General features: G+C 51.1%; 21 protein-coding genes. 3 read left to right on the top strand and 18 right to left on the bottom strand.

Annotation, left to right across the window (positions count from 1 at the left end):
* Window positions 1–96 precede the first annotated feature (96 nt).
* The 4 genes from EDC56_RS10860 to EDC56_RS10845 all read right to left on the bottom strand — a co-directional run bounded on the left by EDC56_RS10860 (window position 97) and on the right by EDC56_RS10845 (window position 3,841).
* The gene (locus EDC56_RS10860; RefSeq protein ID WP_211333650.1) at window positions 97–855 is read right to left on the bottom strand and encodes a helix-turn-helix domain-containing protein; all 759 of its coding nucleotides are present in this window, start codon (window positions 853–855) and stop codon (window positions 97–99) included.
* 200 nt (window positions 856–1,055) lie between these two features.
* Complete coding sequence (locus EDC56_RS10855) at window positions 1,056–1,544, bottom strand: nuclear transport factor 2 family protein (RefSeq protein WP_123712526.1); 489 nt, start codon at window positions 1,542–1,544, stop codon at window positions 1,056–1,058.
* Between the two features lie 320 nt (window positions 1,545–1,864).
* Entirely contained in the window at window positions 1,865–2,353 is a 489-nt protein-coding gene (locus EDC56_RS10850; protein WP_123712525.1) for a nuclear transport factor 2 family protein, read from the bottom strand.
* Between the two features lie 192 nt (window positions 2,354–2,545).
* The gene (locus EDC56_RS10845) at window positions 2,546–3,841 is read right to left on the bottom strand and encodes a dicarboxylate/amino acid:cation symporter (RefSeq protein WP_123712524.1); all 1,296 of its coding nucleotides are present in this window, start codon (window positions 3,839–3,841) and stop codon (window positions 2,546–2,548) included.
* A gap of 1,017 nt (window positions 3,842–4,858) precedes the next feature.
* Here EDC56_RS10845 and EDC56_RS10835 point away from each other — a divergent pair.
* A complete protein-coding gene (locus EDC56_RS10835; RefSeq protein WP_123712522.1) occupies window positions 4,859–7,315 on the top strand; it encodes a beta-1,3-glucanase family protein in 2,457 nt (818 codons plus the stop codon).
* A 53-nt stretch (window positions 7,316–7,368) separates the two neighbouring features.
* On the opposite strand, the gene EDC56_RS10830 is transcribed toward EDC56_RS10835, so the two are convergent.
* The 14 genes from EDC56_RS10830 to EDC56_RS10765 form a co-directional block, all read right to left on the bottom strand.
* Window positions 7,369–7,998 carry a porin family protein gene (locus tag EDC56_RS10830; RefSeq protein WP_123712521.1) on the bottom strand — a complete coding sequence of 210 codons (630 nt, stop codon included), beginning with the start codon at window positions 7,996–7,998 and terminating at the stop codon, window positions 7,369–7,371.
* A 377-nt stretch (window positions 7,999–8,375) separates the two neighbouring features.
* A complete protein-coding gene (locus EDC56_RS10825; RefSeq protein ID WP_123712520.1) occupies window positions 8,376–9,122 on the bottom strand; it encodes a hypothetical protein in 747 nt (248 codons plus the stop codon).
* A gap of 372 nt (window positions 9,123–9,494) precedes the next feature.
* On the bottom strand, window positions 9,495–10,220 hold the full coding sequence (locus tag EDC56_RS10820; RefSeq protein WP_148059383.1) for a hypothetical protein: 726 nt from the start codon (window positions 10,218–10,220) through the stop codon (window positions 9,495–9,497).
* A 71-nt stretch (window positions 10,221–10,291) separates the two neighbouring features.
* On the bottom strand, window positions 10,292–12,025 hold the full coding sequence (locus tag EDC56_RS10815) for a hypothetical protein (protein ID WP_123712518.1): 1,734 nt from the start codon (window positions 12,023–12,025) through the stop codon (window positions 10,292–10,294).
* Between the two features lie 340 nt (window positions 12,026–12,365).
* Window positions 12,366–12,800, bottom strand: coding sequence for a hypothetical protein (locus tag EDC56_RS10810; RefSeq protein WP_148059382.1), 435 nt, complete (start codon window positions 12,798–12,800; stop codon window positions 12,366–12,368).
* Between the two features lie 164 nt (window positions 12,801–12,964).
* Window positions 12,965–13,627 carry a porin family protein gene (locus EDC56_RS10805; protein ID WP_123712516.1) on the bottom strand — a complete coding sequence of 221 codons (663 nt, stop codon included), beginning with the start codon at window positions 13,625–13,627 and terminating at the stop codon, window positions 12,965–12,967.
* A 405-nt stretch (window positions 13,628–14,032) separates the two neighbouring features.
* Window positions 14,033–14,662: a porin family protein gene (locus EDC56_RS10800; RefSeq protein ID WP_123712515.1), complete on the bottom strand. Its 630-nt coding sequence runs from the start codon at window positions 14,660–14,662 to the stop codon at window positions 14,033–14,035.
* 334 nt (window positions 14,663–14,996) lie between these two features.
* Window positions 14,997–15,623: a porin family protein gene (locus EDC56_RS10795; protein ID WP_123712514.1), complete on the bottom strand. Its 627-nt coding sequence runs from the start codon at window positions 15,621–15,623 to the stop codon at window positions 14,997–14,999.
* A 317-nt stretch (window positions 15,624–15,940) separates the two neighbouring features.
* On the bottom strand, window positions 15,941–16,567 hold the full coding sequence (locus EDC56_RS10790; protein ID WP_123712513.1) for a porin family protein: 627 nt from the start codon (window positions 16,565–16,567) through the stop codon (window positions 15,941–15,943).
* Between the two features lie 334 nt (window positions 16,568–16,901).
* Window positions 16,902–17,531 carry a porin family protein gene (locus tag EDC56_RS10785; protein WP_123712512.1) on the bottom strand — a complete coding sequence of 210 codons (630 nt, stop codon included), beginning with the start codon at window positions 17,529–17,531 and terminating at the stop codon, window positions 16,902–16,904.
* A gap of 634 nt (window positions 17,532–18,165) precedes the next feature.
* On the bottom strand, window positions 18,166–18,888 hold the full coding sequence (locus EDC56_RS10780; RefSeq protein WP_123712511.1) for an outer membrane protein: 723 nt from the start codon (window positions 18,886–18,888) through the stop codon (window positions 18,166–18,168).
* Between the two features lie 407 nt (window positions 18,889–19,295).
* Window positions 19,296–21,881 carry an MFS transporter gene (locus tag EDC56_RS10775; protein WP_123712510.1) on the bottom strand — a complete coding sequence of 862 codons (2,586 nt, stop codon included), beginning with the start codon at window positions 21,879–21,881 and terminating at the stop codon, window positions 19,296–19,298.
* Between the two features lie 322 nt (window positions 21,882–22,203).
* Window positions 22,204–22,527, bottom strand: coding sequence for a hypothetical protein (locus EDC56_RS19455; protein WP_148059381.1), 324 nt, complete (start codon window positions 22,525–22,527; stop codon window positions 22,204–22,206).
* Window positions 22,528–22,603: 76 nt separating this feature from the next.
* Entirely contained in the window at window positions 22,604–23,272 is a 669-nt protein-coding gene (locus EDC56_RS10765) for a TetR/AcrR family transcriptional regulator (protein WP_148059380.1), read from the bottom strand.
* A gap of 194 nt (window positions 23,273–23,466) precedes the next feature.
* Between EDC56_RS10765 and EDC56_RS10760 the strand changes: the two genes are divergently transcribed.
* A complete protein-coding gene (locus EDC56_RS10760) occupies window positions 23,467–24,279 on the top strand; it encodes a sterol desaturase family protein (RefSeq protein WP_123712507.1) in 813 nt (270 codons plus the stop codon).
* Window positions 24,280–24,356: 77 nt separating this feature from the next.
* On the top strand, window positions 24,357–25,397 hold the full coding sequence (locus EDC56_RS10755) for a DUF7802 domain-containing protein (RefSeq protein WP_123712506.1): 1,041 nt from the start codon (window positions 24,357–24,359) through the stop codon (window positions 25,395–25,397).
* The last annotated feature ends 175 nt before the right edge of the window (window positions 25,398–25,572 follow it).

The following is a 25,572-nucleotide window of genomic DNA, read 5'->3' as shown; positions in this document are numbered from 1 at the left end:
TGTTGAACATGCCGTTATTTTACTTGGATTAACTCTTTGCAGCTTTGGTCGAGGCGACAGCTGATTGCGCCTTCGCGCCAACTGCTCGAGGGTGAGCTAGTGAGCGCTCTGCCCGCGCAGGAACTTATTGAAGGCGGTGGAGAAGGCAGAGAGGCTGTTGTAACCAAGATCGAGGGCAATCTCGGTATGCGCGATACCCTGTCGGTTGAGTTGTTGTGCCTTCTCCATCACGATCTGCTGTCGTAGGTTGCGGAAGGGCTGGCCGAAGCATTTTTGAAATAATCGATTCAGCGTCCTTGCCGAGGCACCACAGCTCTCGGCAAAATCCTCGAGTGACAGCTTGATGTCGGGCTCTAAGGTGAGGCGCTGAATAACCGGCAGCAGGCGTCTGTCGACCTCACCGGTCGCTTTGCAGCCATCATCCTTGACTGTCTGCTGGCTTAGCTGGTCTTTCACTACCGCCAAATAGTGTGCGGGGATCTCATCGTTGTTATCGATCTTGGCCTCGTTAATATAGCGCATTAGCTGCACAAATAGGCCGTCGACGGTGAGCGTGCACATGGTGTCGCTGAAGCTTGGCAGTTCTTCAGCTTGGGTGTATAGCACGCTGATCCGAGTGTTTTTTAGCACCTCGAGACGATGCTCGACGCCGCTTGGTATCCAGAGCAGCTGACCACTGACGGCGAGAGTGCTGTCGCTACGAGTGGCGATGATGCAGCAGCCGGAATGTATATAGGCCAGTTGCACCTTGTCATCGTGTTGATGAAAGTGCTTCTCGAAGGCTTTGGCGTAGGATCTAAGGTGATGAATTAGCGGCATGGACGGGCCTGAACGTTCGATGGGTGATCGTGTCATTATATGTCAGTGCGCCCGCACTGGCGAATGACGAAAACTGGAGGGGGGGAAGTGAAAAATTGAAAGGTGGTAAGCGGTGATTGAAAAGTAAAAGGTAAAAAGTAAAAAGTAAAAAGGGAGCGTAAGGCGAGACAGATGCTGCCTGCTCTGGCTGATCATCATGATAGGCCAGGGCAGGCGTGCTGAGGGAGGTCTGGCGATTACTTTATGCGTGAGCCCAGGTCGCGGTCCTCGCTGCTGCCTTGCACAACGGCACTCAGTTCGTCGACCTTGCTCAGCTTTCCGTCTTTAAAGTAGTAGAAAGCCAAGAAACGCAAGACTGCCTCCGAGCCATCCTTCTTGTTTAAAGCGATGGTGTGAATCTCAGAGATGACACCGTCCTTGTCGATGCTGACATCCTCAAAGCGTATTTTGGCGCCGGTTAGCGACTGCTGTAGTACGCTGACGTGCGCTAAGAAATCGGCACGGCTATTAATCTTGCCGCCAAAGACCTGTACGAAGTCATCGCTAAGCTCGCTTTCCATTGCCTCTGGGTTATTGAAAAATGTTCCAAAGGTCTGACGGAGATAGTGGTTGACTTCTGGGTGACCAATATCGTCGAAGCTCATTTCGACTGGCATTGCCTGCGTCATCGCGCTACCTGTGAGCAATGTTAGGGCGATTAGTTGGCTGCGAAAAAATGTTTTCATGATGAATCCTCATGGTTAATGTCAGCTTAATGTAAGTGTTAATCGGTGGTTAAGCTTTCGAGGTGACGCCATCGACTATGGTCTACTCGCCATTGTCTGAAATAATCGCTTGAAGTCCCTGTCTGTCATTCCAGAACTGTTTGCTCGAGAGTGTTTTATGTCCATTTTTGGCGGTGTTTTAAGAGGTTTAAAACACCGCTGTTATAGAAATTTTAAAAACAATAAACGTCAACAGGAGGTGTGATGAACGGGGGGTAGGGGCAGAGCTTGTGCCCCTATTTTAATCCTAGCGCTCTTGATTATAGCGACTTTAACAGTAACTACTTTGTCCGTGCGCCGATGTCTTTGTCAGCACTGCTGCCTTGAATGAGCGCACTTAGCTCGTCGATCTTGCTCAGCTTGCCATCTTTGAAAGACCAGAAGGCTAAAAATCGCAGCACCGCCTCAGAGCCGTCCTTTTTGCGTATAGCAACGGTGTGTATCTCTGAGATAGTCCCATCTTCGTCGACGTTGACGTCTTCAAAATGCACCTTTGCACTGGCAACTGATTTCTGCAGGGCTTTACTATGGTCTAGAAAATCTTCACGGCTATTGATCGTCGCGCCAAACACCTGCACAAAATCATCGGCAAGGCTGCCCTCTAGTTTCTGGTGGTCGTTGAGCAGGGCATCGAAGGATTGTTGTAGAAATTCGTTGGCCTTTGGGTGGCTCATATCATCGAAGCTGAACTCTACTGGCGCGGCCTGGCTGAAGGCGCTAACGGCCAGCAGTGAGGCGGCAAGTAATTGTGCGTGGAAATAGGTCTTCATAGCTGTCTCTCCAAAAGTTGCTGGTGATAATTGTATCGATTAGGTGGGCAGCTAGCTTTCGAGGAAGCGCCAAAACAGGCTGTCTTCGCGCCACGTTTATAGATTGGCAGCGCAATGGTTGGTCTGCTTGGCGATTTTCAGACAAAAAAAAGCCGTCCTCGATAGGGCGGCTTATTTAACGTGCTGAGCGACTTAGCTGACTTCGGTAGCCGCCTCGGTGTTGCCGGTGGTGGCGTTGATATCCTTGGCGTGGTCGTGGTTGAGTTCACCCTCAGTACCGGCGACGACGGTAATGACGGCGGCATCGCCGACTACGTTAGAGGAGGTACATACCATGTCGTTGATACGGTCGACCGCGGCGATAATAGCCAGTGCCTCTGCAGGCAGGCCAAACTGCTGGATGAGTACCGCAATCATCACGACTGCACCGCCGGGAACGCCGCCGACACCCACGGCCATCAGACAGACGGTGAGGCCGATAGTGACCAGGTCCGCTACGTCGAGGTGTACGCCGTAGGCGTTGGTGGCAAACACGGCTGCCACGGCGATATAGATAGCGGCACCGGACATGTTAACGGTGGCGCCGAGAGGCACACCAAAGCCAGCAAGTGCCTTAGAGACGCCAAGCTTTTCTACCAGCGTACGAGTGGTGACAGGGATCGAGGCGTTAGAGGAGGCGGTCGACAGTGAGAACAAGACGAGCTCGCGTGTCTTGGCGCGGAAGACGCTAGGCTTGATGCCAGTCAGTGCCCAGACGGCGAGAGGGTAGACGACAAAGATCCAGAAGAACATGATGGATACGCAGATCAAGACGAAGCCAGCGACCGAGGAGAGCGCGTTCATGTCGAGGGTGGCACCGAGATTGATCATCAGTGCGAACACGCCGTAGGGAGCCAGCGACATAACCATGGTGATCAGACGCATCATGATGTCGTTTGCCAGCGAGAAGGCATGCTGTGCTGGCTTGGCGTACTGTCCGAGAGACTTAATGGCGAGTGCGACGACGATGGCCATGAAGATGATCTGCAACATGTTGCCACTGGCGAAAGCGGCAAACGGGTTGGTTGGGATAATTTGCACGATCATCGTGCCGATGTCAGGAAGGCCCTGCTCGGTCAGTGCACTGGAACCGCTGGCCGCGACGCCGAGGTTGGCACCGGCACCGGGTTGCAGGAAGTAGGTGATGACCAGCGCGGTGGTGATCGCCAGCAAGGTGTTGATCAGGTATAAGCCGGAGATCTTACCACCGAGGCGACCGAGACTGGAGCTGTTTTCGAGCTCACAGACGCCGGTGACGATGGAGATGAAAACCAGTGGTACAACCATCAGCTTGATCAGCGAGACGAACATGGTGCCGACGGCGGAGGCGGTGCCGACGAGGTACTGGTCGAAGACGGGGAATCCCGAGAGTAGGTATTGGATGATGGAGCCAAGTATCAGGCCTGAAAATAGCCCGATAAATATTTTTGTAGAGAGTGATTTATTCATACAATAGTCCAGCAGGTGAATAGCAATTTTAGTTATATCTATATTGGTGAGAGCTGTAATCGCCCTCTGTTCTTATGGTATTTATACTTATACCAGTGTCGCTTGCCGCTATGTTTGTCTCATATCAATATATGCTAACTAGCAGGTTAACTATTATTAAAGTTAAACCGCTTGTTGAATCGGTGTTACTTTATTCTTTCAATTTAACATTAGTTTTTGGTTGTGGGTTAGATTGCTGAATGATCGTTATGGTGCTGTATTTTAAGTGTTATGTTGAGTTGTCTCTCAACTTTGTGTTGATGTTGTTTGTGTCGGTTAATGAGTTTCTATTTCTGAGTGTTGAGCCTTTTTTATCTTGTCTATAACATCCCGGCTGGTAATAAGCTTGTCGTCGTAACAGAGAAATCTATGCCACGCCGTGTGGCAGGCTGTTATTTGAGCTCGTCCGCGAGGGGGGAGGCAAACGCTCACAGCGTAGAGAAAGGTAAAATAGCAGGTAATAATGCTCTGTTAGCACTAACGACGAGTGAAGATAAACGGCTATCTGATCGTTGATTGCAGTAGCGAGTTATTAATCGCTGGCATTGCGAGCTAGGGCGTCGTTGACAAATAGGTGGGGTATCTAATCAATATAAAAATTATCGCTTGTTTTTTTCTGTGTTGCTGGGTGTGGTTTGTGATTGCTGTATTGCTGTATTGCTGTATTGCTGTATTGCTGTATTGCTGTATTGCTGTATTGCTGTATTGCTGTATTGCTGTATTGCTGTATTGCTGTATTGCGTCTTGCTATCGTTGCTTGTTACGGTGATAAATCTTCAAATTGTTGTCACTGTCAGGTTTTGTGTCGCCTTTTTAATTTTTATTCTGCCTGTTAATGTTGTCGATGAAACCACGTTAAATTCTTTTTTATTTTCATTTCTATTTTTAAAATTATAAATATAATATGCGCTGCACAAAAAGGGATGGTACGTCTGGAATGATTGGGCGTTATTTTTTGCGATATATAATAGGGAATTTATGATGTATAAGAAAGTATCTTTATTAGGGCTTGTCGCCGCTCTCGGCGGTTGTTATGAGCTGGGCGGTGAGTTGAGCGGTTTAGAAGAAAGCCATGTGGTGTTGGAGGATGGTCAGGGCAATGCGCTTCATGTCGCTGACAACGGTCGCTTTACCTTTGAACAGAGTTATCCACACTTAACCAGCTATGCGGTCACCGTTGCTCAGCAGCCTGAAGACCACCGCTGTGAAGTATCTAACGGCGAGGGGGCTGTGAATGCGGGGCACGTCGATGATATTGCGGTAAGCTGTACGCGACTGTCGGCACCGGGCACGTATACGGGGCCTTGGTTTCCCGTCAATATCGAGAACAACAGTGGCCCTGCCGGTAATAAGTGGGTGGGCGATGATCAGGTCTATATTATAGCTAAGGCAAAAACCCCTGGCCCTAACGCTAAGCACTGCTTCGTTAAGGTGACGGACTTTCAGACTGGTGAGAGTCGTTGTGAAGTTGTCACTGCCGGCACAGATAGCAGCCAATACGCTTTCAAACTAGCAGACCTGCGTGTCGACACACTGGTCGAAGGGGTGTCGGTGACGCAGCACCAGTTAAAATTACCACTACTGCAGTCAGGCCGCTTATATGTTTCGTTAGAGCACCCGGTGGATTTTGATATCGTCGCCGATGCCAAGACCGGAGAGCCGACGATTGCCGACCCCGATGGTTTTAATAACAGGGACGGCAATTATTACTACCTGTTTGATAAGGTCGAATTCTCGTTTACGGCCAATAACGGTAGCTGGGCCAATCCGACGGCGGTTGATTTTTTCTCTCTGCCCTTAGCCTTATCGCAGCAGGTGCCCGACAACAGTGTTGCCAATAACTGTAATGGCAGTGCGGGTGGTGGCTGTGTGACTCGGTTGGCACAGTCGGGGTTGACGGCGAGCCGTAGTGCTATCTTTTCGCTGCAACAGCAGGTGCTGAGTTCAGCCCCTCTATCCAGTGCGGCGCAGTGGGATAAACTGTCATTAACGTATACACCGACGACAGGAGCGAGTAGCCAGCTTCGCATTGTGTCGCCCAGTAAGGCGATGGCCGATACCGGCGCCTATGGTAACCCCTCGTTCGATACAAAATACTTGCACGACGCCAGCCAGTACGGGATTGATTATCTTGCTGAGCTAGAAAATTATTATGCTCAAAGTTCGAGCCACCGCATGGTGATTAATACCGAGGCTGACCTGAAGAATAACTCGAGTGCCGCACCGCTGAACGACTACTTGTTTACCGGTTATATCGATGCAGGTTTTCTTGTTTTTAATAATCAAACGCAGACCAAGCTGATTCGCATTAAGCTGCCGAACAGTGCTAAACCGTATTTCGGTGGTGCCGGTGAGAGCTTTGACCAGCCAAAGGATACGCCAGAGTCAATTATCGTACGCGAGTTTACCTCTGCCGTGGTGGCCGGTTTAATGCCTTACCCAGAGCTGTTGGATAGCAGCGGGCAGGCATTACCGCTGTCAAAGCCGTATTTCGCCGCCGCGCAAGCGCAGGGGCTACTTTATCAGCAGAGCTTGTTACCGGCGTCGGTCAATACTGGCCCTTGGTATGACCTGTATTCGAAGGGCTTGCACAGTATTGGCGGTGCTTCTTCGGTGCAGCCTATTTACACCTTCGCTTACGATGACGCGCTTGCCCAGGACGGTACCTTGAACGACGACACGATGGTGGCGGACAGCACGACTGCGAGCGGTAAGATGGTGCAGCCGCACCCGTTGACTATTAGTCTAGGGGACTTGACCAATACGGTGATTCCTCAGTTTGCGGATTCGACGCTTTATCATGTCGGCTTGCGTGTGAATGCATTGAGTACGGTGACTTATGAAAATGGCCAGCCAGCGCCGTTTGATCTGGCGAATGTGCAGGTGCCTTTGACGTTGTTGGTGAACGGTGAAAAGCAGAATATTTACTTCTCGCCGCAACGCGTTACACCCTCGAAGGAAGGGGTGAGTGAATTAATTGTGTTTCAGGCACCCAACGCTGGTGATCAGCAGCTCGGTATCGAGAAAGTGGTAAATATTGGAGGCAGTAATATGAGCTTTCCAACGACGCAGAGCTGTCACCTTGACCCGGCTAGCAATACGGTAACAGTGACTTTAGAGGGGAGTTCGGTACAGAGTGATTATCTGAAGTCAGATAGTCAGGTGCGTTATTTCCTGATGTTTGATCGCTACCCGACGACGATGGAAGCGACGCTCGCCGATGAGTTTATGCAGATTGTGGCTAACAGCTATCAGCCGGGCGTCTGGTCGATAACCTATCAGGCCCCAGCGTCATTCTTTGTGACGCCGCCGACCAAGGCACAGGTCGCCATCTGTAGCCAAAAGCCTGGCTCGGGCATGGCGTGCCCGGGGGCTAATGGTGCTTTTATCAAAGAGCGTACGCCGCCCGCGACGGCGATGGTTGACTGCCACTAGCAACCGCCACCTGCCTCGTGTGTGCGGGGCGATGACGGCATCGGCGGCAGCGGCTAGAAGTGGTAGTGTAAGCCGATCATGAGGCTCTGTACTTCTAGGTCGAGGTCGTCATTGTAGTTGCTGCCGTCAAATTCAGTCTCTACACCTAACGCGGTGGGGCTGTAGGTGTACTCGGCATTAACGGCCCAGTTGTGGTCAAGCTGCCACTCGGCGCCAACACTAAATGTCGGGTTGACGTCCCATTCTGAGCGAGCCTCAAGGATTTCTAAGTCCTCGCCTGTCGAAGTGTTAGTCACTTGACTGTCCGTAAATGCGATGGATGCGCCGAGCTTGGCATACAGGTCGATACTTTCGCTGGCGGCGATGGACCATTTTACCGCCGGTGTCAGAAAGATTGGCTTTACTCTGACCTCCCAGCTGCTCTCTTCGTCGCCATCCCCCTCTGAGATATCGAGAGTCGATACGCCGAGTTCAAGGGCAAGATGCTCACTGAGTTGATAGCCGGCTGTAAATGAGGCGCCGATAAATGTCTTGTCGTCATCGCGATCTTTAATTTTTATTTGGCTGTTGTTAACACTCGCGCCGGCGTACCAGCCAGAATGCTGTTTTTCAGCGGCATCGGCATTGCTGATGGCGATGAGCAGCGAGGCGCTAACGATTAGCGTTAATTTTAAAATCTTCATCAATATATTCCCTAAAATATAGCTTCAGAATGTCTAATGCATGGCTTAGCCTTCGTGCTGGGGAGGCCGTGTTCAGTGGCTATGCATTTATTTGTAGCTGGCGTTGCGTCAGGTCAGCGCTTGATTCGATGTGATTATTTTATGGCTTCTATGTATAACAAAAAATAAAGAGATCTTTGTTTGAAATATAATAAAAAGCTATGTGGCTTCTAAGTCGCCGTGCTTGGCGTGTGCATCGTTAATAAAAAAACCCGCGGGTGATGGCGGGTGAAAAGTTGCCCGATAGGGACGGGCGATTTTTTAATCGATGGAGCATACTTTTCTAAAGCATGCTTGTCTGCCGGGACACTATTAGCGGTCGCCGTTATGGTTAAGCATTAAAAGCGGTAATTAAAACCAAACTCAACGCTCTCTTCGTTCGACACCTGGGCGCCTTCGCTGACGCGGTACTCGCCGGTGGTGTATTGAACGTACGGTTCGAAACGACCGAAACCGCTATAGGTTAGGTTGATCTCATGGCTGGTACGGCTGTCGCTCTCGTTTTTCATGCCGCCATCTTCTATCACATTGTCGTAGTGGAAAGTATAGGAGGCATTCAACGAGTCCAGTAGGTCGTAGCTGGCACCGATCGCGGTTAGCAACTCGCGCTGATTGCTCGAGCTTGCGTCGTAGACGTCGCCGATATCACGGCCGTTGCGCCACTGGTGCGACACGTCGGCAAACATCATTAGCTTCTCGGTGATGGCGAGGCCACTAAAGGCGCCGAGCGAGTAAATATCGAGAAAATCCGTTTTTCCGTAGTTGGCATAAGGCTCGAGGTAGATGCCGTTATTAAAGGCAAAACCGTAACCGGCGCTGACTTCCATATAGCCTTCGGTGTCGAGCTGAGCCGACATGCGCAACGCGTCGTTTACCTGGACGTTGGCGGTGAAAGCGGCGACGGTATCGTAGTCGTCGTCAATCTGATAGACCTGGGCGTTAAAGTTGGTGTTCTTGTAATTACTGCCACTCTGTACTTCATCTAACAGTGAGGATTGCGCCGATGCGGTGGTGGCAGCCAGCGTTGCAGCCATCACGGCGGCGGTTAAAATAAATTTTTTCTGAACCAATAAAATGTTATTCATAATGACCTTCCTTCAGGTGTATTGGTAGTCTGAAACTACAATCAGGTTATTATGGTGAGTTAACCGATGATAAAAAACACATGGAAGTTGGGTTGTGTTATCACAAATAGTGATGTGTTGTCTGCGTGCTGCAGGCATTGTCAGGAAACAGAGGAAGCTGCCAGTGTTGCTGGGGCAGTAGAATAGGGGGAGTAGAAGAGGAGCAGTAGAAGGTTGCTAGCATCCTGCTGGCAAAAAAAACCCGCGGATGATGGCGGGTAAAAAATTGCCCATTAGGGATGGGCTATTTTTTGCCCGGCGGGACGCACTTTCTCTGAAGGAAGGTAGTTTGTCTGCCGGGATATTACTGGCGGTCGCCGTTATGGCTACGCATTAAAAGCGGTAATTAAAACCAAACTCAACGCTTTCTTCGTTCGACACCTGGGCGCCTTCGCTGACGCGGTACTCGCCGGTAGTGTATTGAACGTACGGTTCGAAACGGCCGAAACCGCTATAGGTTAGGTTGATCTCATGGCTGGTACGGCTGTCGCTCTCGTTCTTCATGCCGCCATCTTCTATCACATTGTCGTAGTGGAAAGTATAGGAGGCATTCAACGAGTCCAGTAGGTCGTAGCTGGCACCGATCGCCGTTAGCAACTCGCGCTGATTGCTCGAGCTTGCGTCGTAGACGTCACCGATATCACGGCCGTTGCGCCACTGGTGCGACACGTCGGCAAACATCATTAGCTTCTCGGTGATGGCGAGGCCACTAAAGGCGCCGAGCGAGTAAATATCGAGAAAATCCGTTTTTCCGTAGTTGGCATAAGGCTCGAGGTAGATGCCGTTATTAAAGGCAAAACCGTAACCGGCGCTGACTTCCATATAGCCTTCGGTGTCGAGCTGAGCCGACATGCGCAACGCGTCGTTTACCTGGACGTTGGCGGTGAAAGCGGCGACGGTATCGTAGTCGTCGTCAATCTGATAGACCTGGGCGTTAAAGTTGGTGTTCTTGTAATTACTGCCACTCTGTACTTCATCTAACAGTGAGGATTGTGCCGATGCGGTGGTGGCCGCCAGCGTTGCAGCCATCACGGCGGCGGTTAAAATAATTTTTTTCATAATAAGTCGCTCAATTTCGGTAATAGGGCCAGCGGCCGCTGTGGCGGCCGCCGGCTTCACAGGAGATGGGATCAGTGGCGAGATGCGAGACGCTGCTGGATGCGATTACGCAGATTAGCGGCCTTTTGGCGCAGCTTATTTTTCTGCTGCGGTGATAGGCTTGCTACTTGTTGCTGTAACTCACTTTTTTGATCCGCTGATAGCGGGGCTGGAGATATCGGGGTTACATCATTGGTCTTCCAATAATACTTACCGTCTTCTGTGACTATTCGGCCGATTTGTCTAACACCACCCATATCGGATGCCCAGTACACTCGGTTACCGACACGAACGAGTTTGGTTGTTTGCCCCGCAAGCTCCGAGCTTCCATTTCCTGTGATAACGACAAGAGGACTAAGGAAGGACTGAGTTACTCGATCCTCGCGGGTGACCACCTCGACGTTAAGCTTGGCTTTTTTGAAATCGCCTTCGTCATCTTTCTTGAAAATGAAGAGTTTGCCGTCCTCCCTCCTCTCTTTAATTTGGTATTCTTCACCTGTGCCAGTCGTTATTGTCACGGCGCCAGCGTAAGTAGAGTCGGGGTTGTCATTAACGGAGGTGTTGTCAATGGTTAGATAGGTGCCCACATCCTCACCCCAGTAAAGTGTCTCTTGCAGGTAGGAGTAAGTGAAATCACCCACGTATGTATGCTCTAACCCCACCACCTCAATGCCTTTTGCAGACCATGTGGCCTCCACTACGCCCAGCTTATTCCTGCTAACGTCAATATCAACCGTCACGCCGGTCTCGGTATTTTTTATCGTCATTTCGCCTTCGTTTAGGTCTCCCTTTATATCAACGGCTAAATTTTCGCATGGGACTTCGTTGCCGTGGTCGTCCAGTTTAGTGATTATCGGCTCTGAGGTGCCAAACTGCCGCAGGTGATGAATGTAGTACACCTCGCCATTGTCTAGGTTAATCGTCATGGTTGTATGCAAAGGATTTAGAGCTATTTTTGCCGAGTTTGCCAAGCCTGGCGCTACGCTAGGGGGGGTCGGTGTTAACTCGATGTCATCGAAATGAATAGTGCCGCTGCCCTGGTCCTGGTCATACTCGGCAGTGACTAGGCCTTGGTCGCCGTTATAATGCCATGTGTAAACTTGTGTGGTCGGATTATAATAAATGCTGGCGACGACGCTGCCATCGTAGCCTGTTACCGCGATGGCTTGGTAGCTTTCAGACCCCTGCCTTGGTTCTTCAGGCGGAAGCACAATGCTAACGCTATAGTTGGGGTTAGGGCGACCATCGACAAAGACTCTGCCGTTAGCCCCAATGACAATGTTTTCACCCTTTTCTAGTTCGAATGTAAGCCCTTTGATCGATTTTAGATCAGAGGAGCCCAGGCTGACAACTTGGAAATTGACGTCTCCAGTCTGAGGTGTCCAAGCCGGTGGTGGCGTGTTGTCTGTGCCGACAATGCCTTGGTCGACACCGAAATCTGGGCCGTCAGGGCCGGGCTCGACAGCGTCGACACCAAAATCAGGATCGAGAGGGGTGGGCAGGCCTGGGCGGCCGAATTCTGGGCCTTCTTCGCCGCCGCCGTTACCGCCGCCGCCGTTACCGCCGCCGTAGCTTGCAAGCTCAGTGCCTGTTGCATAGTGGTTATCCTGCAGCGGTGGTAAAATCGCTGCACATTCTGCATCGCTGTCTAGCTGGCACTTAACGCCTGCTTCGACGGCGTAAGCCGATGACACCATCGCGGATAAAGAGAGTGCGACACTCACGGCGAGAATTTTTTTCTGGCCTAATACCTTTTTTTCCATCATATCCTTCCTTCACTATATTTTAGTAACACAGCGTTACTAACTTCGATAATTGTGGCGGTTTTAACGGTGATGAAAAATAAACGGGACTTTAGTCGAATCATAACAATTATCTATAGGTGCATTGCAGACTGATTGGTTAGTCCCTGTTTTAGGTCTCGCTAACGCTGCTTTTTGGTTGCATCGCTGTCGATATCGTTTTACTCATCTTAACGAAGAGGAAAAAATCGCCGTGGAAAATGGCGCTAGCTGGTATCATTGATACTTTATTATTGCTTCTATATTGCTTCTATATTGCTTCTATATTGCTTCTATATTGCTTCTATATTGCGTCGCTTTGGCGCTACAGTGAGTTGTTTGATCGTCTTGCTGACAGTATTTCGGCACTGCCTTTAGCGATGATCTCTGTCAGCTGTTCTGTTTGTATTGATGACCTCGTACTTCTTGTCGTTGATTTTATACTGAAGAGGAAGGTATTTGATGCGTCCTCGTGCTGGTTAATAACCTTCTTCGCGACGTCGTTAGCGCTTTGTTGTGCCAGCGAAAATACAGTCGTGCTATTCGGCGCAGAGGCTTCGGGGGCAAGCTCTTCAATAAGCCGGTAGCCAGCAGGGAATGACGTGGCAAAAGGCTTTTGCTCATTGTCGCTGTTGTCTTGTTGGTGTTGCGCTGATGTCTCGACAACAGTGGCTGCGCACGCATTTTTCACGCTATGGCTGTTGGCGGAGAGTATTAGAATGCCGCTACAAATGACGACGTGCTTTATTATATGCTGCATATGTTGTCCGTAAAAATACCTTGCAGTGATGGCTTTTTTTGGCTGATGCCTTCCTGCTAATAAGCTCATTGTTTTTTTTATATTTTATAAGTGTCGATTTAGTGGTGATGCTAAACGACAGCGGGGGGAGGTCGTGCCCGGCCACTTTTGATTGTGCTGGGCGGTTAAAAGCGGTAGTTCAAACCGAGGGCGACGCTTCGGTTGTCATAATTCACCTTTATTTCATTGCCGTGCTCAGAATCGAAGTCTAGCGTGGAATTGTTGCGAGTGTACTCAGCATTAATAGCCCAATGCGCGTTCAGTCTCCATTGTGTGCCTACACTCAGCGCAGCGCTGAGGTCCCAGCTGGCCTCGCCGCGTTCTTGGTAGTACTCTCTGTTGTCGCTATCGCTGCAATGATACTCAGCAAAGCTTATCGCCGCACCCAGCTTGGCATACAGATCCATCTTGTGGTTGACGGCATAGAAAAATTTGACGCCGGGCGTGATCGAGACAGGCTTTGCTTCGACGCGTACTCTCCTGTTGAGGTCTGCGTTTGTTATATCACCTTCAATATCGGTGTTTGAGACATCGATGTTCAGTGCGAAATAATCATTCAGTCGGTAGCCGGCACTGAAGGCGGCGCTAAAATTGGTGGATTTACCATTGTATTCATCCTCCTCGCGAAGGTCGTCTGTATTGAGGCGGTTTAATTGCTTGAGCTCAGCCATGTTGGTGGAGGCTGCAAAGCCAGTGTACCATCCCGGACTATTCTCGCTGGCGCTGGCATTTGCCATGGCGATTAAAAAAGCTACGCCAGTGGACAAGGCGGATTTTATTGCAGCCATTGGCTACCTCTGGAAATATTTTCGGAGATCTATCGCGACGTCATGGTGTCAGTCGTTAGTGGACTGCTGAGTTAAAATCATGGCCAGGCCTGACGATGGTGCGTGGCGTCATTTTACGGCTTAATCAGTGCTTTTAAATAAAGCGTTGTTTGGGTCTTTCATCACAATTATTTATATATTGAAATGGGGCGAGCTGAAATTTTCTGGGGGCTTGTAGCGCTGTGCGGAAGTACTGGCTGCTGATTAGTCTTGCAGGATCTTGCGTTCGCTTTAACGTCTTTAAATTCAGAGGTTGTTACGCGAAAGGGGGGGAGTAATGAGGCTTTAGTGAGTCTGTTACCGTCGTGGTTGGTTTTATCGGGGGGAATCGTCTACCCCCCTCCTCTGTTGCGATTTGGTGATTGACTAGAAGCGGTAGCTTAAGCCGATCATGAAGCTCTGTACTTCTAGGTCGAGGTCGTCGTTGTATTTGGTGCCGTCAATCTCAGACTCTACATTTAGCGCGGTGGGGCTGTAAGTGTACTCGGCATTAACGGCCCAGTTGTGATCGAGTTCCCACTCGGCGCCAACGCTGAATGTTGGGTTGATGTCCCACTCTGAGCGAGCCTCGTACACACTTGAGTTCTCGTGAGTCGGGGTGGTGACAACAGTGGTATCCGTAAATGCAATGGATACACCGAGCTTGGTATATAGATCGATGCTTTCGCTGGCGGCGAAGGACCATTTTACAGCCGGTGTCAGAAAGATTGGGCTTACTGTCGTTTCCATCTTGTACTCATCGTCCCCGGTTGTCTCATCGATATGTAGGTTGGATAAGCCGAGTTCAAGGGAGAGATGCTCGTTGAATTGATAGCCGGCGGTCAATGCGGCGCCGGTATACGACTCGTCGAAGTCGCTATCCTTGATTTTTATTTGGCTGCTGACAACACCGGCGCCGACGTACCAGCCGGTATCTGGGTTTTCAGCCGCGTTGGCATGGCTGGTGGCGATGAGTAGAGAGGCGCTAGCGATTAACGTTGATTTTAAAATGCTCATAAATATATTCCCTAAAATATATGGTTTAAGTTGGTCTAACGGTATCTTTTGTCGTCGTGCTGGAGTCGCTGAGAACAGTGACTACAGCCTTTATTTGTTTATTTGTTTATTTGTTTATTTGTTTATTTGTAATTTTTGTCGCGTCAGGCCAGTGCTTGACTTGATGTAATCATTCTACGACCTAAACACATAACAATAAATAAAGTGAAATTGCTTCGAGATATATCGTTTTGTGATGTGTTGCGGCGAGTGCAGGCCTTTTGTCGATGGCTGGGGGGCCAGCCACAAGTGTCGGTAATTATTACCTGCGCTCGCTGTTACGCCTTAGCGATGACTAGAAGCGGTAGTTTACGCCCAGCGTAAAGCTCTGCACTTCTAGGTCTAAGTCGTGGCTGAATGTAGACCCGTCATCAAGCTCTATGTCGACATCGATAGCGGTGGGGCGGTAGGTGTACTCGGCATTAACGGCCCAGTTGCTATCAAGCTCCCACTCCGCGCCCACGCTAATCATTGGGCTGACGTCCCATTCAGAGCTCGCCTTGTTGCTCCATGTCTCTCCGTCATCCACATTGGTGCTTTGATGGTCTACAAAAGCAATAGATGCACCGACTTTGCTATACAGGTTGATTCTCTCGCTGGCGGCATAAGACCATTTCACCGCAGGCGTTAGGAATATGACGTCTGTTTCAGCCTTGTAGCTCCCGTCGACATCTTCGGAGCTTTGCTTGCTGTCAAAGCCAGATATGCCTAGTTCAAGGGCTAGATGTTGGTTCAGTTGATAGCCGGCATTGAATGAGGGGCCGTTATAGGTTTCTTTACTGCCGTCGTCACCTTTAAGCTGATTGACGGCAATGCCGGCGCCGACGTACCAGCCGGTATCTGGGTTTTCAGCCGCGTTGGCATGGCTGATGGCGATGAGTAGAGAGGCGCTAGCGATTAACGTTGATTTTAAAATGCTCATAAATATATTCCCTAAAATATATGGTTTAAGTTGGTCTAACGATATCTTTTGTCGTCGTGCTGGAGTCGCTGAGAACAGTGACTCCAGCCTTTATTTTTTTATTTGTTTATTTGTAATTTTTGTCGCGTCAGGCCAGTGCTTGACTTGATGTAATCATTCTACGACCTAAACACATAACAATAAATAAAGTGAAATTGCTTCAAGACATATGGTTTTGTGATGTGTTGCGGCGAGTGCAGGCCTTTTGTCGATGGCTGGGGGCCAGCCATAAGTGTCGGCAATTATTACCTGCGCTCGCTGTTACGCCTTAGCGATGACTAGAAGCGGTAGTTTACGCCCAGCGTAAAGCTCTGCACTTCTAGGTCGAGGTCGTGGCTGAATGTAGACCCGTCATCAAGCTCCATGTCGACATCGATAGCGGTGGGGCGGTAGGTGTACTCGGCATTAACGGCCCAGTTGCTATCAAGCTCCCACTCCGCGCCCACGCTAATCATTGGGCTGACGTCCCATTCAGAGCTCGCCTTGTTGCTCCATGTCTCTCCGTCATCCACATTGGTGTTTTGATAGTCTACAAAAGCAATAGATGCACCGACTTTGCTATACAGGTTGATTCTCTCGCTGGCGGCATAAGACCATTTCACCGCAGGCGTTAGGAATATGACGTCTGTTTCAGCCTTGTAGCTCCCGTCGACATCTTCGGAGCTTTGCTTGCTGTCAAAGCCAGATATGCCTAGCTCAAGGGCTAGATGTTGGTTCAGTTGATAGCCGGCATTGAATGAGGGGCCGTTATAGGTTTCTTTACTGCCGTCGTCATCTTTAAGCTGATTGACGGCAACACCGGCGCCGACGTACCAGCCGGTATCTGGGTTTTCAGCCGCGTTGGCATGGCTGATGGCGATGAGTAGAGAGGCGCTAGCGATTAACGTTGATTTTAAAATGCTCATAAATATATTCCCTAAAATATATGGTTTAAGTTGGTCTAACGGTATCTTTTGTCGTCGTGCTGGAGTGTCTGAGAACAGTGACTGCAGCCTTTATTTGTTTATTTGTTTATTTGTTTATTTGTTTATTTCTAGTTTGTGTCGCGTCAGGCCAGTGCTTGACTTGATGTAATCATTCTACGATCTCAACACATAACAATAAATAAAGTGAAATTACTTCGAGACATATGGTTTTGTGATGTGTTGCGGCGAGTGCAGGCCTTTTGTCGATGGCTGGGGGGCCAGCCACAAGTGTCGGCAATTATTACCTGCGCTCGCTGTTACGCCTTAGCGATGGCTAGAAGCGGTAGTTTACGCCCAGCATAAAGCTCTGTACTTCTAGGTCGAGGTCGTCGTTGTATTTGGTGCCGTCAATCTCAGACTCTACATTTAGCGCGGTGGGGCTGTAGGTGTACTCGGCATTAACGGCCCAGTTGTGATCGAGTTCCCACTCGGCGCCAACGCTGAATGTTGGGTTGATGTCCCACTCTGAGCGAGCCTCGTACACACTTGAGTTCTCGTGATTCGGGGTGGTGACAACAGTGGTATCCGTAAATGCAATGGATACACCGAGCTTGGTATATAGATCGATGCTTTCGCTGGCGGCGAAGGACCATTTTACAGCCGGTGTCAGAAAGATTGGGCTTACTGTCGTTTCCATCTTGTACTCATCGTCCCCGGTTGTCTCATCGATATGTAGGGTGGACAAGCCGAGTTCAAGGGAGAGATGCTCGTTGAATTGATAGCCGGCGGTCAATGCGGCGCCGGTATACGACTCGTCGAAGTCGCTATCCTTGATTTTTATTTGGCTGCTGACAACACCGGCGCCGACGTACCAGCCGGTATCTGGGTTTTCAGCCGCGTTGGCATGGCTGATGGCGATGAGTAGAGAGGCGCTAGCGATTAACGTTGATTTTAAAATGCTCATAAATATATTCCCTAAAATATATGGTTTAAGTTGGTCTAACGGTATCTTTTGTCGTCGTGCTGGAGTGTCTGAGAACAGTGACTGCAGCCTTTATTTCTTTATTTCTTTATTTCTTTATTTCTTTATTTCTTTATTTCTTTATTTCTTTATTTCTTTGTTTGTAGTTTTTGTCGCGTCAGGCCAGTGCTTGACTTGATGTAATCATTCTACGATCCAAATACATAACAATAAATAAAGTTTAATTGGTTTAATGTATTGCTATTTGTTATATGTTCTTTGCTCGAATGCTGATGATTATCAGTCAAATGAAAGCAGTACCTTGATTTGAGGGAGGCGCTAGCGCGCCGCTCCGTTAATTATCTTGAGGTTATCGTTAGCCTCTTTCGTGGCGGAGGGGCGCGGCGGAGGGTGGAGGACGTTGATTGGAGCTTTTTAGGCGAGAACAGTTTTTGTTGTTGCTCTGGGCGAGCGGAGGAGAGGTCGAGTGAGGTGAGTAGGTGGTTTGTTCGCGCCGGCAGCTGAGATGGCCGCGCTGTATTATCGAGCCATGGCTGGAGGATCCAACCATGGCAAAAACCACTATAGTTTGCTTATAAAGAGGCTTGCCCCCTTATCTCTGACATTAAACGAGTGGTTAAAAGTGGTAGCGTAAGCCGATGACAAAGGTGTTGTCTTCAAAATCAACTTTACTGGTCCCGTCATCTTCTTCAAAGAGTTCTACGGTTGATTCTGTGTAGCTGTACTCGGCATGCGCCGCCCAGTTTTGGCCAAATTTCCACTCGGCACCGATGCCGAACGTTGGAGCAATCTGCCAGTCGCTGCCGCCCTCATGCTCTGTTTCCGTTATTATTTCCGTGTAGTCGTAGTTGGGACCGCTTATGTTTGAATCTGCGTCCCACTCTGACAAAATGATCGAAACACCTAGCTTGGCGTAAACATCAATGTTCTGGCTAACGGGGTATAGCAGGTGTACACCTGGTGTTATGTAGATGGTATCGACATCAAAAGAGCCTCTGTAATGCTCATTGGTCTCTGGCCTATAAAGGTCGGCAGTGCTGTCCATGCGTTTGTGGGCCACGTCGAGGTTGAAGGCGATATAGTTGTTGAAGCGGTAGCCGCCATTGAATACAAAGCCTCGACCATCTGACGTGGTATTGAAGTTGTTTACTGTATATTGATCTTTAAGGTCCTGATCGAGCGCGCCTTCCCACCAGCTAGGCAAAATATCCTGTTTCATGTCGAAAGAGGAGAGCCCGAAGCCTGCATAGTACCCGCTTTTGTTCTCGGCTGCGTTGGTGCCTGCGGCGAAGAGTAATGTTGTGCCGCTAACGATTAATGCTGTTTTTAAAACGCTCATTCTACTACCTCGATAAATAAGCAAGCTGCTACTGCGCGCATATTTTTATGTGTTTTTATAGGGGGGTTGTTTTTATAAGTGGTTGCTAGATATTAAGTCACAGTTTTATTTTTGGTCATTTAGCTAAGTTGATGGATTGGCTTTTGCTGATGACTGCCTATTACACTAACATAAAGATTTTGTAATGGTTACGAATATATTAATAAATGTTTATGGTTTGTTTTTTTGTTGATAGTTTTTTGTTGCTGCTCGGGCAAAGTGCGTGTGAAATTAACCGTCCTTGGTTAAGAAGTGTTAGTGCTAACATTTATTGCTAGTGGCGCAGTTTTGTCGGCGTATGAGCTGTGCTGAGCGATCTATATATTTCGTCAGCTTGGCGCGACCTTACTTGGTATGTTGCCGGCAAATTATTCCGTGCCGGGTTTATGATTGTCTGGCGGCGACTTCTCAGGAGGTTGCTCGGTGGTTTTTTCCATTGTTGGCACGGCGCTCTCGGGAACCACCATTGACTGATCGCTAAGTTGCTGAACGATCGTCTCTGCCAGGGCAGGGTTGATGTCGCTGATCATCTTAAGCACGGCATGGCTCATCTCTTCGGCCTGCTCGGGGGCCGCTAGCTTCAGCCGCGTCAATAGTTCCAGAGCGCCATCGTGGGGTGTGGCGGGTGAGGGCGTTTCCTCGTCCTCATTGTCGTCATCGCTTGTATTATCTTCAGCAGCTTCATTTGGCGCCGGGTTCGAGTGAGCTTCCGGCTCGGCCTGCTCCTCGATGTCGGCATTGAGGAGTTGGTCGGCGGCGTCGACGAGCATCGCTTCGGCGACTTGCGTCGAACTCTCAGGCACGTTGGCGACGACGGCGACCGCGATGTCGATGGAGCTTTCTGGTGCCGCCTCGGACAGGCGTTGAACGATATCGACGGCACTCTCGGAGACGCGTTCGGAGATCGCTTCGCCGAGGGCCTCGGTGTAGTCGTCACGCTGTTGTTGCCTATCCGCCGCGCTGTCGACGCTGATGTGGTCGTCGGTTTCGTCACCGCTGTGGGGGGCGATGTGTTCGTCGGTGCCAGAGTGGGGGCGTTCATCGCCGGTGGCGGGCTTGTACTCTTGCTCGTTGCCGGCGTCGTCGGTGTCAGTATGGTTGTCGTCGTTGTTAATATAGTTGTCGGCCAGTGTGCTGGACATTTCCTTGGCGATGTTCGCTGCCGATTCGGGCATGCTCTCGACGACTTTCACCGCCACATCCATCGCCTTGTCGGGAGTGACCTGGTTGACCAGGTCGGCGGCATTTTGTTCGTTTTCACCGCTGGCGGCATCGGCAGGGCGGGCGCTGTCGAGGTCGTCGGAGAATTCTTGGGCGTAGAACTCGGCGATCTCATCGGTCGACTCGGGGAGCGTCTCGAAGGCAATCTTGGCCATGATCAGGCGCAGCTGCGGCATCTTGACGCTGATGGTGTAGGCAAAATCGGCGAGGTCTTCGATGTAGTGCTCGGCAAAGAAACTAATAATTTCTTGGGCCTGCCCTTCGCGCGCCTCGAGCACGGCCTGGAAGATGCGGCGTCGGTTCCACGGCACGGCCTCGGAGAGGGCGTAGGCGAGGCGCAGCACATCGACCTGCTCGACGGTAGCGAGGGCGCCGGCGATCTCATAGCTGTACTTGGGCTTTTTCTTGGCCAGTGCGCAGGCCATGCGAACCGCCGCCGAGGGGTCGCTCTCGGCGACGGAGATGGCGGCGCGGGCCTCTTTGGAGAGGGGGAACTTGGCCTCGCGAAACTTGGTTCGAGGGTCGAGGCTGGTGGCGCTGGGCATCGCCGCACTCTGATAGACGAAGCTCTCCTGTTGATCGATAGGCAGCGCCTTGCGCATGCGCATGCGCAACAGCACGACGGCGGCAAATAGCACCTGGATGCAGGCGATGCTGTAGTACAGCGCATCGTCGCTCCAGTGCGCCATGAATTTGGCCATGAGAATAGGGCCGATGATACCGCCGGTGGCATAGGCGACGAGCAGCGTGCCCATGGCGGCGGTGATCTGTTCTTGGCGCAGCTTGTCGTAGGCCTCGGCAATCGACAGCGGGTAGCAGCAGGTGATGATGCCGCAGATGACACCGTTGATGACGACCGGCAGCCAGAACAGTTGCAGGTGAATTAGGCTCGGCACTGAGAGGGCGAGCAGTGTGGCGAGCGCCAGCAGCGACACCATGACGCCGCGACGATCGAAACGGTCGGCGAGGTAGCCGACGGGAATTTGCAGTATGAATGAGCCCAAGACACTGCCAGCCATGATGATAGAGAGCTGTAGGCTGGAGGCCTGGTAGTTACTGGCAAATAGCGGCAGCATGTTGAACATGGCGAAATACATCATGCCGGAGAAGAAGCAGCCGGTGAAGCCAAGGGGGCTGAGCTTGGCCATGGTGACGAAGGACATCGGCTTGATGTCGGCGACCTTGGGGCCGGGTTGTCGGCTCATGACGATGGGCACGATGGAGAGGCAGAGCAGCATGCCGCTGAGGACGAACAGGGTGTCGCCGGCGGGGTCGCTGATGTTGATCATGAACTGGCCACAGAAGCCGGCGCTCTGCATCACTACCTGATACATAGCGAGAATTTTACCGCGATTTTCCGGTGTCGAGCCGCCGCTGAGCCAGCTCTCGATGGCGGTGAAGACGCTGGCGTTACAGAAACCGCCAAGGATGCGCATAGCCGCCCACAGCCAGGCGTTGGCGAGCAAACTACAGGCGAGGATACCGACGGCGGCGAGGGCACCGCAGGCGGCAAACATGCGTATATGACCGACACGACGAATGAGGAATTTACTGTACAGACCACCCAGCAGCAGGCCCACGGAGTAGAGCGCGAGCACCGTACCGATGGTGGTGGTATCGAGCAACTCAATGCGCAGGCGCACCGGCAGCAGGATGTTGATCAGGCCGTTGCCCAGCATGAAGATGAAGGCGCTGGAGAGTAATGAGCTCGCCGCGAGAAGATTCTTTTGCACTCAGTAAAGCCCTATCTGTGTGACACCGCAGAAGCAGATCTATTTAGTATAGAAGGGGTGGAAAAGTTGCGTCGATGCGGGGCGGAGCAGACAGCACTCCAATACCTGCAAGGGCGAACATATTCTCACCTCGTATCGATAGGAATGTTGTTGTGCGTCAAGATAGCGCGCGATTGTCACGGTGTTGCTCGAGGGGGGGCTAGACGCTGCGCTCTTGCCAGCAAAGAAGGTGTTGGTTTGATTCGTCGAACCGCGTGAAAAATATCATCAAGCTGCCGTTAGCGCATGGCTAGCAAGGGTTATGCTGCAGACCTTGCAGCGGTCAGTGGCGTGCGTGTTGATCGTTGAGCCCCTGTTGGTGCGCGCAGGCGATCATGGCGTCGAGGTCGCCATCAAAGCGTGCCTTGGCGTAACACTCGGCATGATCGAGAAGATCCAGGCAGGTTCGCCGATCGAGACTGGCGACGGTGAGCCGGCTCTCCTCGGGGGAGCGGCCATTGTGGCAGAGGTCGAGGAAGGCATAGGCGCGCACGATTTGCATGCACCGTCGGTTGTGTCGATAGCGATACAGTAAGGCCGCTGCCGAGAGGGCCGTGACCAGGATGATCAGCAGGTGTAGATCCGTCATGTTGTTCAGTATAGGCAAAGCTTACTATTTTCTGGAGTGCCGTAGTGAAGAATTTCTGCTGTCTTATCGTTGTGTTGCGTGCACTTGCTGCGGCTTAATGGCGAAAGAATTGGCCCTCGATAATTTCCACCAACACCTGCATCGAGTTACGTAGGCTACCGGCTTGCAGGCCGTACTGGAACAGGGCGACGCCAACACCGCTGCCGAGCACGGCGTTGAACATGTCCATCGCCGAGGCCTGGCTCTTCAGCTCGCCACTGAGCTGGGCGTTCTCTAGCAAGTTGGTCAAGGCGACGAGTACGGCATTGTTCTGCGTGGTGAGTGGCTCGATGAGTTCGGGGTGGCGGCGCATCTCGATGGGCACGGCGGCGAGGAAGCCGGTGATGGTGGCGTCGTTGTCGTGGGCATCGGCGGAGGCGAGCAGGATGGCGGTGATGGCCTCTCTCAGGCTGGCGGCATGCTCGATCGCCTCGGTATAACGCGGCATCAATACCTGTTGTGTGTCAGCCAGCGTAGCGAGGTAGAGATCGAGCTTGGCAGGAAAGTAGGCGTAGAGCGCCGCATGGCTCATGCCCACGGCTTTGCCGACATCTTTGAAGGTGGTCTGCGCGAAGCCCTTCTCGGCGAACAGCTTGCGCGCCGCCGGTAGCAGGCGGGCGAGGGTCTCGCCTTTGTTGCTGCCTCTTGGCCGCCCCGTGCGTGTTGGCTTGTTGTTTTCGCTGAGGCGGCTGTTACTGCTGGCGCTGGCCATCGATATACCCACTTGGATGAATAAGCTGTGCTTTACCCGCAGAGTAGCAAGAAATTACTTGCGTGTAACTTATTGTCTATGGATACTGTGGCTCATAGTAAGTTACATGGTTGTAAATTACTGGTGAAGCGTACGATGTGAGTGCCGTTCGCCTGCGAGCTACTGATAATAAAATGAACGATGGATAGTCAATAAGAGAGGCGGTTATGCAATTTGGATTAGCGTTGTGGCAGTACGTGTTGCTGGCCCTAGCGGGTGTCAACGCCCTGTATGTGGGCCTGGGCGGGCTGGTGCACTGGTTTTACTATGTCAAAAATAAGCACAAGGCGAAGCGCTGGAAAATTCAGTCGGACAAGTTCCTCTCTAAGAAGCTTGATCGCGAGGCCATGTTGCTGGGGACGTTGAATATGAATATCGCCTCGGCGGGCTTTGGCGTCATCGCCTGGGGGGTCTTCGAGCACGGTTGGTCGCGGCTCTATTACGATTTCGATGCCTATAGCTGGGACTACACGCTGCTGAGCATGTTTTTATGTTGGTTGTTCATCGAGACGTTTGCCTTTTACTTGCACGCCGGCGGCCATATTGGCTGGTTTTATAAGCATATTCACAGTGTTCACCACCGCTACAGCGCGCCGACGTTTTGGACGATTTCGGCGATGCACCCCTTAGAATGGGTACTGCACAGCTCCTATATCGTGTTGCCCGCCTTCATTATTCCGATGCACCTGGGTGTCTATGCGATGATGGTGTCGCTGGTATTTATTCTCGGTTATTGGGATCACTGCGGCATCAAGTTTGTACGCATTCCGCTGCACGGCTCCAACAAATTCCACGATGATCACCACAAATACTTCCATGTTAATTTTGGTTTTACCTGTAGCTTGTTCGATCGCATTCACGACACGGTACGTCGCGATGGCCACCACTATAACGAACTGAGTTTCAATGGCGGCAAAGGCAAGGTGCGTAAGCCGGAAGAACTCGGCGAACGTGCCGTCGGGCCGTTGATGGAGTATTAGCAGCGCATCGCCTGGTAGGGGGAAGTCCTCCCGCCGAGAGATCGTTAAAATAAAATAAAAAACAAAAGAGAAGAGTTATGTCTGAGCATATTGCCTATGCGATGAATAATACCGCGGCCACGGAGGCCCTCGTATTCTTTAACGCCCCCTCGGCGCTGAAGGATTGGAGTTTTCTGGCGGTGGAGTGGCTGTTTATCATCGGTTTTATACTAACAGTGCTGCACGCGATCAAGCACAGTCGCGACAACAATAGCCCGGCGGCTATTTACACCCTGATCGGCGCCTTAATCTATGGCCTCGTGATGGATATTATCTCCTATTACACGGTGGAGAACTTCTGGCACGGGGAGTTCTCGGTGATGTTCTTGTACAACCGCCTGCCACTCTATATCGCGCTGTTTTATCCCACCTTCATGTACCACATCTACATGCTGATCCGTCGGTTTGATTTCACCCCGGTGGTGGAGGCCGTCAGCGCAGGCTTTATGGCCGGTGTCATCTATCAGGTGTTCGATAACTTTGGTCCGCAGGTCGGTTGGTGGCTGTGGGATCGCAGCGACCCGAGCACGCTGCCCTATGTGAATAGTGTGCCGCTGACCAGCTACCATTGGTTTTTCACCTTCATGATCGCCTTTGCCTACATCGCGCGTAAGGTCTGTTGGCAGTGGCCGCAGCAGAATAAGAGTAAGGCCGTCGTCTATAGCGGCATCGCTGCGATGCCGGTGACCGTGATCCTGTTGGGCACGGTACTCTTTATTCCCTTTAATTTATTTTCAAAGGGCGTACCGCCCTGGGATATGTTGCCCTGGGCGCCGATGCTGACAGCGGCAGGGGCGTTGCACGCGGTGACTTTCTTTATCGCTGGGTTGGTGTTTTTGTTTCACTATCGCCGGCCCACTCAGCCGCGGGATAAAGGATTGATGCTGTTTCCGCTGATGTTCTTGGCGGTTCATTTCTACCTCTATATCGCTAAGTTCGACTTGTTCTTTACGCTGACACCGACGGGGATGACTGCCGACGGCTTGGCGATCGGTAATCTCATTGCCGCGTTGTTTGGCATCCTGTTGGGCACTGTGATGGTGTTGGCGGCGAACCCGACAGAGGAAAGGCGACATTAGGTCGAGGGAGATGCATAAGCCCGAACCCCGGTTCGGGCTTTTTTTTGTCCGTGAATCACCTGTTGAGTGGCAATATAGCGCTGGCTGTGAAGAAAAGTGATAATTTGGCTCTAAACGCTATTGATAACTATTCTCGTTTGCGATATTGTTCTTGCATAGAGTGACAGAGCGCCTA

Source organism: Sinobacterium caligoides, assembly GCF_003752585.1.
Classification (GTDB): domain Bacteria; phylum Pseudomonadota; class Gammaproteobacteria; order Pseudomonadales; family Sinobacteriaceae; genus Sinobacterium; species Sinobacterium caligoides.
This window is presented reverse-complemented; position numbering and strand designations above follow the sequence as displayed.

Excerpts from the sequence above, each read along its gene's own strand:
- EDC56_RS10805 (WP_123712516.1), bottom strand. The coding sequence starts at position 13,627 with ATGGCTGCAATAAAATCCGCCTTGTCCACTGGCGTAGCTTTTTTAATC.
- EDC56_RS10850 (WP_123712525.1), bottom strand. The coding sequence starts at position 2,353 with ATGAAGACCTATTTCCACGCACAATTACTTGCCGCCTCACTGCTGGCC.
- EDC56_RS10815 (WP_123712518.1), bottom strand. The coding sequence starts at position 12,025 with ATGATGGAAAAAAAGGTATTAGGCCAGAAAAAAATTCTCGCCGTGAGT.
- EDC56_RS10825 (WP_123712520.1), bottom strand. The coding sequence starts at position 9,122 with ATGAATAACATTTTATTGGTTCAGAAAAAATTTATTTTAACCGCCGCC.
- EDC56_RS10800 (WP_123712515.1), bottom strand. The coding sequence starts at position 14,662 with ATGAGCATTTTAAAATCAACGTTAATCGCTAGCGCCTCTCTACTCATC.
- EDC56_RS10780 (WP_123712511.1), bottom strand. The coding sequence starts at position 18,888 with ATGAGCGTTTTAAAAACAGCATTAATCGTTAGCGGCACAACATTACTC.
- EDC56_RS10855 (WP_123712526.1), bottom strand. The coding sequence starts at position 1,544 with ATGAAAACATTTTTTCGCAGCCAACTAATCGCCCTAACATTGCTCACA.
- EDC56_RS10835 (WP_123712522.1), top strand. The coding sequence starts at position 4,859 with ATGATGTATAAGAAAGTATCTTTATTAGGGCTTGTCGCCGCTCTCGGC.
- EDC56_RS10790 (WP_123712513.1), bottom strand. The coding sequence starts at position 16,567 with ATGAGCATTTTAAAATCAACGTTAATCGCTAGCGCCTCTCTACTCATC.
- EDC56_RS10785 (WP_123712512.1), bottom strand. The coding sequence starts at position 17,531 with ATGAGCATTTTAAAATCAACGTTAATCGCTAGCGCCTCTCTACTCATC.
- EDC56_RS10760 (WP_123712507.1), top strand. The coding sequence starts at position 23,467 with ATGCAATTTGGATTAGCGTTGTGGCAGTACGTGTTGCTGGCCCTAGCG.
- EDC56_RS10820 (WP_148059383.1), bottom strand. The coding sequence starts at position 10,220 with ATGAAAAAAATTATTTTAACCGCCGCCGTGATGGCTGCAACGCTGGCG.
- EDC56_RS10810 (WP_148059382.1), bottom strand. The coding sequence starts at position 12,800 with ATGCAGCATATAATAAAGCACGTCGTCATTTGTAGCGGCATTCTAATA.
- EDC56_RS10860 (WP_211333650.1), bottom strand. The coding sequence starts at position 855 with ATGACACGATCACCCATCGAACGTTCAGGCCCGTCCATGCCGCTAATT.
- EDC56_RS10830 (WP_123712521.1), bottom strand. The coding sequence starts at position 7,998 with ATGAAGATTTTAAAATTAACGCTAATCGTTAGCGCCTCGCTGCTCATC.
- EDC56_RS10795 (WP_123712514.1), bottom strand. The coding sequence starts at position 15,623 with ATGAGCATTTTAAAATCAACGTTAATCGCTAGCGCCTCTCTACTCATC.
- EDC56_RS10845 (WP_123712524.1), bottom strand. The coding sequence starts at position 3,841 with ATGAATAAATCACTCTCTACAAAAATATTTATCGGGCTATTTTCAGGC.
- EDC56_RS10755 (WP_123712506.1), top strand. The coding sequence starts at position 24,357 with ATGTCTGAGCATATTGCCTATGCGATGAATAATACCGCGGCCACGGAG.